The sequence below is a fragment of the Ruegeria sp. BG11 genome (assembly GCF_056538565.1).
The window spans coordinates 1-13,447 of the sequence record NZ_JBQFTH010000006.1 but is presented as its reverse complement, the minus strand read 5'-3'; the positions used below and the strand labels follow the sequence as shown (position 1 = coordinate 13,447).

Sequence of the window (13,447 nt, the reverse complement as noted above, 5' to 3'; positions counted from 1 at the left end):
TATGGGGCGTTTTTTTGTCACTCGACCCATCTTTGCGATCGTTGTCGCGGTTGTGACAACCATCGTTGGGTTGCTCGCGTATTTCGAACTGCCCGTTGAGCAGTACCCGGAAATCGCGCCTCCATCGATTGTGGTCAGGGCGAGTTACCCCGGAGCAGACGCTGAAACGATTGCCGCTACGGTCGCGACCCCGTTGGAGCAAGAAATAAACGGTGTTGAGGGCATGCTCTACATGTCTTCCTATTCGACGGCTGACGGGTCTATGTCGCTGACGATAACGTTTGAACTGGGCACCAATCTCGACGCTGCTCAGGTTCTTGTCCAAAACCGCGTTTCTATCGCTGAACCGCGCCTTCCGCAGGAGGTCAGGGCGCTCGGCGTCACGACGAACAAGTCTTCACCCGATCTCATGATGGTCATACATATGCTCTCACCCGATGAGACTTTTGACCAACTTTATGTATCCAACTACGCCCGTTCGCGTGTCAGAGATCGCCTTGTGCGTCTTGATGGTGTTGGCGATCTGATTATTTTCGGTGAACGGGAGTTTTCGGCGCGCGTGTGGTTGGACCCGGACCGGCTTGGCTCGCTAGGATTGACGTCCGGAGATGTCGTCGCGGCGCTGCGCGAACAAAACGTTCAGGTTTCGGGCGGTTCCTTGGGATCACCGCCCAATGCGACCGACAGCGCCTTTCAAGTGACGCTCACAACGCAAGGTCGATTGGAAGATCCACGCCAATTTGGTCGGGTTATCGTCAAGTCGACTGACGACGGGCGCGTCGTACGAGTTAGGGATGTGGCGCGGGTTGAAATCGGAGCACGCTCCTACGTGACAAACTCGTACCTTAACAACAAACCGGCTGTGGCCCTCGGCATTTTCCAACGACCAGGTTCGAACGCATTGGCGTCGGCGGATGAGATTTTGGCGGTTGTGGAAGAGTTGTCACAGGATTTCCCATCCGGGCTTGAGTATCAGGTGGTGTACAACCCTACAGAATTCATCGAAGCCTCGGTGAACGCGGTCTATCGAACTTTGTTCGAAGCCGTATTGCTGGTTGTTGTTGTGATCGTTGTTTTCCTTCAGAGCTGGCGAACGGCCATAATACCGTTGATCGCCATTCCCGTGTCACTTATCGGGACATTTGCCGTGATGTTGGCGCTTGGATACTCTCTGAATTTGCTAACGCTGTTCGGGCTTATTCTGGCGATCGGGATCGTCGTTGATGATGCCATCGTTGTTGTCGAAAACGTTGAACGAAACATCAAAAACGGCATGTCTCCGAAAGATGCGTCCGCCCGCACCATGGACGAGGTCCAAAATGCGATCATCGGGACAACACTGGTTCTGATTGCTGTCTTTGTGCCAGCCGCTCTGGTTCCCGGCATTACCGGCCAATTCTACAGGCAATTTGCTGTCACGATTTCCGTCGCAACAGTTATTTCGACCATCAATTCACTTAGCCTTTCGCCAGCGTTGGCCGCCGTGATCTTGAAGCCAAACTCCAGTGCACCAACACGAAATCCGCTGGCCTTTGTCACAGACCCACTTAGCAACGGGTTCAACAGGGGGTTTGACGCAATGGCGTCCGCTTATGGTCGGACCGTGCGCGCATTGTCTGGTTCAACCGGGATGCGCAGCATCGTCCTTTTGGTTTTTGCCGGATTGATGGGCGGAACATATTGGATCACGACAAAAGTACCGACCGGTTTCATCCCTGAAATGGACCAGGGGTACGCCATCGTTGTGGTGCAACTGCCAGATGGTGCAGCACTGGACCGGACCGACGATATCATCAAGCAAGCGACTGAGATAGCATTGGAAACACCCGGGGTCACAAATGCTGTGGCATTTGCGGGTTTCTCGGGGGCGACGTTTACCAATGCAAGCAATCAAGGTGTTATTTTTACCACCTTCGAGAGCTTCGAAAGCCGTCAGGAAAACGGGCTGACTGCAGGTGCTATTGTGGGCCAGCTTTTTGGCCGGATGCAGGCCCTGCGCGAAGCCTTTATCATCGCCATTGCACCTCCGGCGGTCCGCGGGGTCGGCACTGGTGGCGGTTTCAAGCTTCAGCTTCAGGAACTTGAAAGTGCAGACATGTCACGCGTGTTGCAATCTGCCTATGCAGTCATGGGCAGTGCAAGCCAGTCGGACAAGGTTCAGGGCGTGTTCACAACCTTTTCGTCCGGATCACCGCAGCTGTACCTTGAGATCAATCGCGTTCGGGCACAAATGCTCAATGTCCCGATTGGCGAAATATTCGAAGCACTCTCGATCAACCTCGGGTCTGCCTATGTGAACGACTTCAATGCTTTCGGGCGTCTTTTCCAGGTGCGCGCGCAGGCGGACGAGCCGTTCCGTCTGAACCAGAGTGATATTCGAAGTCTGCGAGTCCGTTCCGCAACAGGAGCTTTGGTTCCGTTGGGTACCTTGGTTACCGTCCGCGAAACCGCGGGGCCCGCCTTGGTTCAGCGCTATAATCAACAGGTGTCTGTGCCGGTTCAGGGCTCGCCAGCACCCGGTGTGTCAACGGGTCAGGCATTGCTGGAGATGGAAGCACTCGCAGAAGCCGTCATGCCGCCGGGGTTGGACTTTGAATGGACCGAGCTTGCTTTGCAGGAACGAAATCAGGGCAATACGGCAGCATATATTTTTGCATTTTCGGTGCTGTTTGCCTTTCTTTTTCTCGCGGCGCTCTACGAAAGTTGGACGCTTCCGTTGGTCATTATTTTGATCGTTCCACTGGCTGTATTGGGCGCGATGCTGGGGGTGATGTTTCGAGGTATGGACAACAATATTCTGACGCAGGTTGGATTGATTGTTCTAGTGGGGCTTGCCGCAAAGAATGCCATTCTGATCGTGGAGTTCGCCAAACAAGCGCAGGAAGAACGTGGGTTGTCGGCTATTGATGCCGCCGTCGAAGCCAGCCAATTGCGCTTGCGGCCAATACTGATGACCGCATTCGCGTTTATACTCGGCGTTGTGCCCTTGATGATTGCAGTCGGCCCCGGTTCAGAGATGCGACAGGCTCTTGGAACGGCAGTGTTTTTTGGCATGTCTGGCGTAACTCTTCTTGGGTTGTTTTTCACACCTGTTTTCTATGTGGCCATGCGCACGGTATTCCCGATGCGACAAGCCACGACGTAGACCAATGGTGCAGTGATAGATGCCTTCGCGAGGCTCGCTGCGCAGGAAGCAGCATGCAAAACGTCGGTAGGTCTATGGCGGCAGCCCTAGTGCCAAGTGAATAGGTGAAAACCTCGAAATAGCCGCTAGGTCTTGTAATAGCGCTGAACGTCAGGAGAACTACACATGGAGAGTCTTGCTGCCAATCTTCGCGAAATGACGCGAACGCCTTTGCATCAGAGCCATGTCGAGACCTTGAAAGCGTTAGGCACTGAAGTGAGTTTTGAGGCAGGCCAAATGATCGCTGAGGTTGGCGATCCAATGGACCAGTTTTTCTACATTATCACCGGTCGGGTTGAGGTAATTGATCCACAAACGCGAGAGGCTTATCTACCTACGTCCCTTGGGCCAACACAGTTTCTGGGGGAGATCGCGTTTCTCAGCGGCGGGGTCTATTCGCTGCCGATGCGTGCGCGAGAGGACACGCACGTTATCTCCGTGCCGCGCGAGAAGATGCTGGACGCAATGTCGCGCATTCCAGAGATGTCAGATATCGTCATCACTGTCTTTTCCGCACGTCGCCGACGTCAAATCGAAGACAACGACAGCTCTCTGAAACTGATTGGCGCTGACCTGGATCGCAACATCCGTCAAATCGAAGAGTTTGCTATCCGAAACAAGATCCCGTTCCAAACGATGGACCTAGGTTCTGAGGGCGCATGTGAGGTCGCGCAGTCCTGTCACCTGACAGGCCATCAGCCGGCGGTTATCTTTGGTGACAGCCTGGTGGTTGACAACCCGACCCCAGCCAAGGTCGCCCGATTGCTCGGGCTCGAACAGTCTTACGATTGTCGAGAGGTCATAGATGTTTTGATTGTTGGAGGTGGTCCGGCCGGGGTCGCGGCTGCGGTCTACGCTGGTGCGGAAGGGCTGTCTGCGATTGTTGTGGAGGACCTCGCAGTTGGGGGACAGGCTGGGACATCTAGCCGGATCGAGAATTACATGGGCTTTCCGACAGGCATCTCGGGTGCAGACCTTGTATGGCGAGGCGAAGTCCAAGCCATGAAGTTTGGCACCCGATTTGTTCGCCCAAAACGGGCCACTCAATTGCAACGGCAATCTGATGGCGTGTTTTGTGTAACGCTGGATGATGGGCAAAAGCTAAGGGCACGTTCGGTCGTAGTCGCCACGGGAGTCCAATACAGACAGCTGCCGCTGGACAGGCTGAAGGACTTTGAGGGTTTAGGCATCTACTATGCCGCGACTGAAATGGAAGCGCGCTATTGCAAGGGCGCAGAAGTCGTCGTCGTTGGGGGCGGAAACTCCGCGGGGCAGGCGGCGATGTATCTGTCGCGATCCGCAAAACATGTCCACGTATTGGTGCGAGGAGACAGCCTGGCTGCATCGATGTCCGATTACCTGCTGTCAAGGTTAGAGGCGGACCCGGCGGTCACCATCCACTACAAGTCCCAGCTAAAGACACTTCTTGGGGGCAAATCCATGTCCAAGGTTATCATCGAGCGTGACGGATCGGACTGGCCACTCGATTGCAGCGCCGCTTTTGTAATGGTTGGGGCTGCACCCAACACCGAATGGCTGTCGCAAAGCTGCCAGCTGGACTCACGCGGCTTCGTGGTCACGGGCAACGAGGCCAATGCCGGATCATCTTTCGCAACGTCTTGTCCCGGGATTTTTGCCGTTGGCGATGTGCGCGCAGGGTCGGTCAAGCGCGTTGCCTCTGCGGTGGGCGAAGGGTCAGTTGTCATATCCCAAGCTTGGGAATACCTGCAAAACTGAATGCTTTTATCCGCGTAAGAGCTACTTCGCTGTCGTGCCTAGGCTTGCCCAGCTACAACCAGACAGAGTTTTTCCTTTGTCGACGCGGTCTCCAGTCAGGCCTTTAATGCTAGGCTATTTTGGTCCTCAGAGAAGCTTGGGTCAAAAAAGTGTGCGCTTCATTCGCGTTTTTTTTGCTCGTTGGTCAGGAAGGTATGAATGTCAGTCACGATACACTTTGTATATTGTGCAAACTAGAAGCAGAAGCCCTTGCGACCTGCGACGGCAGTGTTTGACTTAATTCCTATTCGGCGGAGCCAGATTTGACCGACATCGACGCGCGAAAACTCGCAATGGAGGCCGAAAGAAGACTCACAAAGGCAGAGCAGCGCGGACTACGCTTGGCGATTGCCTGTCGCACCTTCATTACCGCTGCAGCATTTTTCTGGTATTTGGGTTCGACATTGTTGTTTCCTGAGTTCAGTGCGCGCCAAGTCACGACTTTCGCATTGTTCGCGTTTACTGCAATTGGCGTCGCCCATCTCGTGTTGATTGGCACCAGCTATGACAGGGCATGGATCAAATATGCCGTTTACGCACTGGATTCATTGGCGATCTGTTCGCTTTTTGCGCTCGTCCCCATCAGCAGGGCCGACGACGTGCCGCAGATCATCGCGTTCCGCGCCTATGGAATATACTACCTCTTTCCAATAGTGGCTTTGTCGTGCCTCAGCCTTTCCTGGCGTCTTGTGCTCTGGACTGGAGGCCTTTGCGTAGTTGGATGGTGGGCGGCATTCATTTGGGTCACGTTGCCGATGGAGAGGACGCTGTCATGGGCAGATATGTCAACGATGGCCACCCGCGAAACCTATGAGGCTGTGTTTCTTTCCATTGATTTCATCGGTCGCGGCAATCGTATCGAAGAAACCGGGATGCTGCTATTTGCGACGTGCATTTTAGCAATTGCTGTATTCAGAAGCCGAGCGGTCTTCTTTGCGCAAGTTGAAGCTGATCTGGAGCGCGGTCGCGAACGCGCAAAAAGACAACATGTCTCGGACCTTCTTGGCAAATACCTGCCGGAACAAATCGCGAAGAAGCTCATTGACGACAATGCTCCGCTGAGACCTCAGAAATCATTTGGTACGGTGCTCGTGATGGATATTGCTGAGTTCACAAGATTTTCCTCACAGCATTCTCCGGATGAAGTGATCAAACGTCTGGATCTCTTTCTCACAAACGCGACTGAGGATGTTTCAGCCGAAAATGGGATTGTGATTTCCTATCTTGGCGACGGATTTCTTGTCACATTCAACGCACCAGTCAAAGTCGAGACGCCAGCGGATGCGGCGCTAAGAACTGCAGAAGCCTTGCACGCGACCGCCGCCAGGCACGGGCTTTCTATTCGGATTGGCGTCGCAAGCGGAGAGCTAGTCACAGGCACGATTGGGTCCGACACCCGCCAGTCGTTCACGGTGTACGGAGATCCTGTAAATCTTGCCTCTAGGTTAGAGGCCAAATGCAAATCGCTCGGCGCGGCGATGCTTTTGGATGCCGCAACCAATGACGCTCTATTAGGGATTGATCGGCTAATGAGCTTTGGTTCGGTTGAGATCGATGGTCTGGCCGAACCTGTCGCCGTATTTGGTACTGACAAACCGTGATTGATGCCGAGAAATCTACCTGAAATGAATGGAAACAAGAAAACTATGCAATTGCGTTTCCTTGCGGAGTTCTTCGGCTAAACTCGATTCAATTCAAGTTCCGCACGCGTAAAGATCACCACCGTGCCGCCGGAAACACCAGCGGCCTCAAGCGCATCATCTATTCGGCTAATCTAAGTGTTTGTATGAAGTAAAATATCGGCCCAACGCCGCTTCCAGTAGCACCATCAAACTCCTCGGATGCGATGTTTGGATAGTAGGTCTGCGTATTCGCAGGATAGATGAAAAACGGAGCGTCTTCGGCACTCTTCGCTTCGATAAAGTCGATAGCCTTTTTCGTCAGGTCGCCATCGATCTCGCCGCGATAGTCCAGATTGTAGTCCCGCGCTTTGGTTATTGGCTAGCCTGCAACACTCGCAAAACAACAGGCTCTTCCATTTCGGCTTCAGCAAATCCCGAAAGCGTGCGCCAGACTGTAACGTCCGTGGTCTCAACTGCTTAAAATTCGTCGAATCCTTGATTCGTTGGATAACGTCCTTTGGTCTATCCAAGGTGCCATTTGCCGTACATGGCTGTGTTGTAGCCTACCACCTTCAGCATCTCGGCCATCGTGATTTCCAACTAAGTTAGACCGTAAACGCCGCTTCCTAGTGGGACCTTATGCTTGACCGCAACGTCCTGTCATGGTCGCTGACCGTGACGGCGTGCACTGGCTTTCCACGTTGAAGTTCGTGTGTCGTAATCCTTCCGCAGCGAGAGCGTCAATCATGGGGGTCGCCGCGACACGGATTATGCCGTCTCCATGAGCCTAGGTTCGCACCAGCAAAAATTATCTTGAAATATGAATATGATGTTGGGCTTATCTTGAGCTGAAACGACCGAGGCAAATAAAAAGGTATAAGGACAATAGGGGTGTTCGCGACAACCTCTTTACGGCAAGCCTCCGATCAAGGTCTCGGTTTCATGACTTGCGAGCCAAGTCACCAGTCGTCAAGAACGTCCACTCGCAGGGGTGCTTTTCACCGCATCTGAGCGTCAAAGTTATGGGCGAAGCTGCAGCCCGGGACTAGTCGAACCTCATCCGGGGTCTTTTGAGCCCACCCAAGAAAAACCTTTGTTTTCCTTGACGAACAGCCGGGTCAGATGTTGCCATAGACTAGAATTCAGCTCGGCTGGGAGGTTCAAATGAAGATTTTTCTTAAGACATCGACAGCAATAGTTTCCGCAGCGTTCATAGCAGGCACTTCAAATGCTCAAGACGCCGCACAAGGCGGGCAAGTTGGAGAGATGACCATATCAGTTGATGATATGCGTGAACCAGCGCCGACTGATTTTTCGCCATATGCAGGTCGAGATTTTCCGACACGCCCGCTTTGGGGTGACACTCACCTGCACACGTCAAACTCGCTCGATGCGCGCGGATTTGGCGTCATTCTGAACCCAGACGATGCCTATAGGTTTGCACGTGGTGAGGAGGTCACCACATCGCATGGCCTTCGTGTGAAGCTGTCACGTCCGCTCGACTGGCTTGTCGTATCCGATCACTCTGATGCCATGGGGGCTATGAATGAGATCGTGGCGGGGAACTCTACGCTTATGCGTGACCCAACGCTTCGAGACTGGAACGAACGCCTTAATGCCGGCGGCGACGTTGCTCTGGGTGCAACCATGGAAGTGATTGAAACCTTTGCTGGCATTACCGGGGATGCTCTGCCAGAGGCTGTTTCAGACCGCAGGTTTGTACAATCTATTTGGGACGAGTTCACGCAAACTGCGGATCATCACAATGCCCCTGGCACATTCACTGCGTTCATTGGATACGAATGGACGTCCACCGAAGCTGGCAACAACCTCCACCGCAATGTGATCTACCGGGATGATGCCATTCGCGCTCGGCAAATGCTGCCCTTCACAACCGCAGAAACCTTTAATCCGGAACGGTTGTGGGACTGGATGGAAACATATGAACAGGAGACTGGCGGCCGTGTACTGGCCCTTGCACACAACGGCAACGTCTCTAACGGCCTGATGTTTCCGGTCGAGACAAACCCTGAAACGGGTGAGCCTTTGACAGCAGATTACGCAGAGCGGCGTGCCAAGTGGGAGCCGATGTATGAGATCACCCAAATCAAAGGTGACGGAGAAACGCATCCGTTTTTAAGCCCAAACGATGAGTTCGCAGACTATGAGACTTGGGATAAATCCAACCTCGGACCAACTCCTAAAGAAGACTGGATGCTCCAGTACGAGTATGCCCGAGAGGCTCTGAAGAACGGACTGAAGCTTGAGGCTCAACTCGGCACAAATCCATACAAATTCGGAGTGGTAGGTTCGACGGACAGCCATACCGCTTTGGCAACGGCGGAAGAAGACAATTTCTTTGGCAAACACTCTGGCGTCGAACCGGAGCCCGGTCGTTGGCAGCACGTCGTTGGTGAGTTCGATACGACAAGAATTCTTGGATGGGAAATGGCAGCGTCTGGCTACGCCGCAGTCTGGGCAGAAGATAACACACGCGAAGCAATTTTCGACGCAATAGAACGGAAGGAAGTCTATGGGACGACTGGCAGTCGAATTGCAGTTCGCTTCTTTGGTGGCTGGGACTTTACCGAAGCTGATGCAAGGTCTCGTTTGCCCGCCGAAATAGGATATGAAAAAGGCGTTCCGATGGGAGGGGACCTCGCAGACGCAACAGAAGGCGCGGACGCTCCAACATTTCTGGTTGCAGCGCTTAAAGATCCGTTTTCTGGCAATCTCGACCGTGTTCAGATTGTGAAAGGTTGGTTAAATGCCAATGGCGAAACTGAAGAGCGGGTCTATGACGTGGCTTGGTCGGGAGACCGAATACTTGATGCGGACGGCAAGCTGCCAACGGTTGGGAACACCGTGGATGTTGCAACGGGCACGTTTACCAATTCGATAGGATCTCCAGAGCTGATCAGTGTTTGGACGGATCCTGAGTTCGATCCTTCAGTTAGGGCTTTCTACTATGCCCGTGTCCTAGAGATCCCCACTCCGAGGTGGACAATTTACGACGCCGTTCGGTTTGGAGACGAGGTGCCTGCCGAGGTGCCTACGTCAACGCAGGAACGTGCTTACACTTCGCCAATTTGGTATACTCCCAACGGCTGAAGTGTAACTAGTCCCTGCGTCGCTTCTGTTAAATCTCGGCAGTTCCTGTCGCTGCAGCATTGGACTAGTCGGTTTGTGCGAACGTCCACTTAGGGCTCGCAGCGGCCATCGAAACGATTCTGTCCAATGACTGCTATGCCTTGGTACTGATCGGCGCTGAGGCCGCTGATTAACTTCTGTAGTTCCTTGACAGCACGGATCAGTTCGCGGATCGCTTTGCGCGTCAGCTCGGCGCTTCGTGATCTCTCTCCATGCTGCCATGAAGGGTGACCTGGCCTAGTAACATGCCCACCTCTGTCACCATGCACGCGACAAACACTCCAGCCTCGAACAATAGGCGCGCGGCACCTCTTGCAAGTAGACTTCGGCTTTGCCGTATATCTGGGCGCATAGCATTCGGGCGAAAACACTATCTTTCCTCGTCAATTGTTGCTCCGCAAACGAGCAAAAAGTAAGACCAACCCAACTTCAATTCTCGCCGCCTTTCCAACAAATCCCACCGCGCATAAGCCCGCTCCACATCGGACCCAACGTGTTGGGCCAAAAAACCGCCTCTGCCAGTCGGCGCGGCGCGTTCGCCGCCTCTGCCGCCCAATCCCGAAACGATCTGCGGAAGCCATTCATGGTAACGCCATCCTGCCGCATCCGGCGCAGCGGCATCAGCATGGATATGTTCGACAACGGCTGGTGCCGCTTTTGCCCCTCAAATACATAGTCAGTGGCCAGCGCACGCAGAGGCTCCAGAATGGCCAGCTTTTCGTCGTTGAGAGGCACGCGATGGACCTGCCCGCCTTTAATGAGCTCCGCAGGTGTGGTCCAAAGTCGCGCATCGAAATCGACCTCTGGCCATTTCATCTCCAGCACCTCTGAGGTCCGGCAAGCGGTCAGGATGGTGAATTGCAGCGCCTTGGCTGCCATGGCTGAACGGATCTGTAGCTCGGCAAAGCGCGCGGGTACTTCCTGCCACGGCGGTGCGTCATGGTGCTGCACCTTGGCTTTGACAGAAGGCAGCACCTTGAGTTCGCGGATCGCGGTCACCGGGTTCTCGCCCGAACGGAACCGTCGCCATACCGACCCGGGCCCGGATTCTCTACCAGCTTCTTTGTCAGCTTCCCGTAGAGCGCAGCCATGAAAATACCATAAAAAATAACCTTCCATTATCTTGATAGGTGCCCTATCAAGCAAAACTTTTTCAATGTTGAAAATGGCAGCCCCAAACAAGGTGGAGGGTTTCTATGAGGTCAAACTTGACTTGCAGTAGAAATCGGTGTTTTGGAGCAAGCTGTCAAAGCAGGCATACCTGCGGTACTTTGCAATCTAACCAATGTAGTTAGATATGGAGATGTTTGTCTCTTGGGTGCGGACGATCCCGTACCAATTGAAGTAAAGTCATTATAAACAAAAGATAAACGTGCGAGACTTCGAAAGAAGAAACTTGCAACATTGGCGGAGTTTCTTGAAACAGTTCAGGCTTCAGAGTTTCGTGGTTACCCAGTAACTACACTTCGCATTGAGACAACTCTGCCTCTTAAGTCTTATTCTGAAGAACTTGAGGCGGCGATACATAATGTAGCACCCAAGGGCACCGTTGTAATTGATGTAGACGAGTGCCTGAGAGTCGGTATCTTTGCAGGCGATGATCCGGATATCAACAGACTAATGTAAGGTGTCGACGGCGAACAATCACTTTGCAAATTCGTCAATCGAAAAAAGTTCAATATGCTTTGGCGATGCTACTACCCCTACGCGTTGTCCAACAAACACACCGAGAATTTTGCTAAATTTGTCTATGGAGAGGTAGCTATCGTGACTATTCTCGAAACGGGAAAGTTTGAATAAAAGCTGGCATTCGATGGATTTGAACTGAAGCTGAAAGCCGATGAGAACACCATTCAGTGTCTAACTGAGTTTCCGGAACTCTTAGATGAATTCGAAGAGCCTTGTTTCTTTGTTGGTGATAATATGATGGCTGGAATGTGGACCGACTTTCTTAACCCGAGTTGGATCGTACAGAATTCGATCGAGATGATGATGCAGCCTTTAGATGCAATAAGAGAGTTGACGGACGGCGTTAATGACGCTGATCCGCATTAGTAAGGAAAGCGCAAGAGTATAGAATTCACGTTAGTTCACGATGATCCTTCTGCAAGTGCAACGTGGCATGAAAACAAATTTACCACGAGCATTTGACGCCTGATTCTGTGCCAGTTTCATGCTATGATAGGCTCTTCCGTAGACCTACCTTTGAAATAAAAGTGAAAATCGAACAAGCCGGTCGACTGAGAGATCTAATTTTCGGCAGTGCGGCGTAAAAATATTATCAATTAAATAAAAGCTTTATGGCGGAGACGAAGGGATTCGAACCCTCGAAACCATTCCTGGTTTACTCCCTTAGCAGGGGAGCGCCTTCGACCACTCGGCCACGTCTCCGCCCATGGGTATATCCGTGCAAGCAGCGGAAGTACAAGGTCATTTCGTCAGGGATTGGAATTTTTTGCAGACCCACGCGAAACTATTGAAGTTGCGCGAAATAGCGCTTTTTGACGACGGGCACCGGCCCGTTCAAACTGCGCGGTACAGTTCACGATAATGATGAAACGACAACAGAATCTAAGTTGTTCAGCGTAGACGGTGCATGTGGCCTCGGTTCAAAGACTTTCGATCAGTCGACGGCCACACCATGCTGCCAGAATAGTCAAGTTTTCTGCGGCGTTGCCGCACCAGAGGGCCCATACCGGATTCCCTGATGTCACTGGCGGATGACAAACGAACCCGTCGTCACTGCGCTCTGGCGGCGAAGCACGCGGCAGCACTGGCCACCCTCTTGAGCTATCCCATGTGCGTCAAAAACCTCGCGGACCTTGACTTGGACGAATATTTGATCCCCTCCCGCTCGGGCAAGCACACCTATTATTCCATTCGTATCGAAGGGATTGAAGTCAAGAATGGCGAGCCGATTGAGGTCAAGCTTAACGCCCGCAACTCCAAACTCTTGCGCCGGTATATCATGCAGTTCCGACCGTGTGTGTCGCAGACATGTGGACGGGCTCTGTTTACCCACAGTAGTGACGGAAAGTCCCGGTCGCGCACGAACTTTGACGGTGATCTAACCCGTCGCATCTTTCGTGAGACCGGGTTGAAGGTTCATCCGCATCTGTTTCGGCACATCGCTTCGAAGCTGTATCTGGAAGAGCGTCCCGGTGATTTCGAGACCGTGCGCTGCCTTCTCAAGCACAAGCGGCTTCAACCGGTTAACAATCAAACGCGTGGACCTCGACGCTTGCGTCTTCCCCGACCTAAAAGAGCAATTGCTGCACCCCGATCTGATCGCGGAATTCACCAACGCCTATCAAGAGGAATACAACCGTCTTGCCGGGTCCATTTGGCATGAGAGGATTAACGCGACACGTGATCTGGCGCAGCTCGAGCGTACGATCGCACAAACCGTCGACGCGATCAGCGACGACATGTTCCACCCCAGCATGAAGGAAAGGCTGACAGCGTTAGAAGCAGGCAAATCCGAACTCCAAGACATCATCAATTCTGCGTTGGATAAACTGCCAGTTTTGCTGCACCCCGGTCTGTCCGATCTCTACCGAGAACAGGTCACCAATTTGACCACGGCGCTGCGCGATCCCTCTTCACAGGGTGAAGCGACATCCATCATTTGCGGGTTGCTGTCTGAGATTCGATTGGTCTCTGACGATGGGACGTATGCGATTGAACTTGTTGGGGAACTGGCAGGTTTGCTTGC

5 protein-coding genes, 1 tRNA gene and 1 pseudogene are annotated in these 13,447 nt (G+C 53.0%); 5 read left to right on the top strand and 2 right to left on the bottom strand.

The genetic code is table 11. From position 1 onward, the window contains the following. Window position 1: 1 nt before the first annotated feature. From ACR0JF_RS10965 to ACR0JF_RS10950, 4 genes are all read left to right on the top strand, one after another. Complete coding sequence (locus ACR0JF_RS10965) at window positions 2-3,145, top strand: efflux RND transporter permease subunit (RefSeq protein WP_170661293.1); 3,144 nt, start codon at window positions 2-4, stop codon at window positions 3,143-3,145. Between the two features lie 165 nt (window positions 3,146-3,310). Continuing rightward, window positions 3,311-4,921: an FAD-dependent oxidoreductase gene (locus tag ACR0JF_RS10960; protein WP_170661294.1), complete on the top strand. Its 1,611-nt coding sequence runs from the start codon at window positions 3,311-3,313 to the stop codon at window positions 4,919-4,921. 302 nt (window positions 4,922-5,223) lie between these two features. After that, window positions 5,224-6,561 (top strand): adenylate/guanylate cyclase domain-containing protein, encoded by a 1,338-nt coding sequence (locus ACR0JF_RS10955; RefSeq protein WP_170661295.1) that lies wholly within the window; start codon window positions 5,224-5,226, stop codon window positions 6,559-6,561. A gap of 1,185 nt (window positions 6,562-7,746) precedes the next feature. Beyond that, window positions 7,747-9,693 carry a DUF3604 domain-containing protein gene (locus ACR0JF_RS10950; RefSeq protein ID WP_480669272.1) on the top strand — a complete coding sequence of 649 codons (1,947 nt, stop codon included), beginning with the start codon at window positions 7,747-7,749 and terminating at the stop codon, window positions 9,691-9,693. A 468-nt stretch (window positions 9,694-10,161) separates the two neighbouring features. Here the strand turns inward: ACR0JF_RS10950 and ACR0JF_RS10945 are convergent, their stop codons facing one another. Both ACR0JF_RS10945 and ACR0JF_RS10940 read right to left on the bottom strand, forming a co-directional pair. Then, complete coding sequence (locus ACR0JF_RS10945) at window positions 10,162-10,731, bottom strand: tyrosine-type recombinase/integrase (RefSeq protein WP_480669270.1); 570 nt, start codon at window positions 10,729-10,731, stop codon at window positions 10,162-10,164. Between the two features lie 1,302 nt (window positions 10,732-12,033). Further along, window positions 12,034-12,123 (bottom strand) — tRNA-Ser (locus tag ACR0JF_RS10940). Window positions 12,124-12,893: 770 nt separating this feature from the next. Here ACR0JF_RS10940 and ACR0JF_RS10935 point away from each other — a divergent pair. Next, window positions 12,894-13,447 (top strand): annotated as a pseudogene (locus ACR0JF_RS10935) (recombinase family protein); the annotation flags it as partial.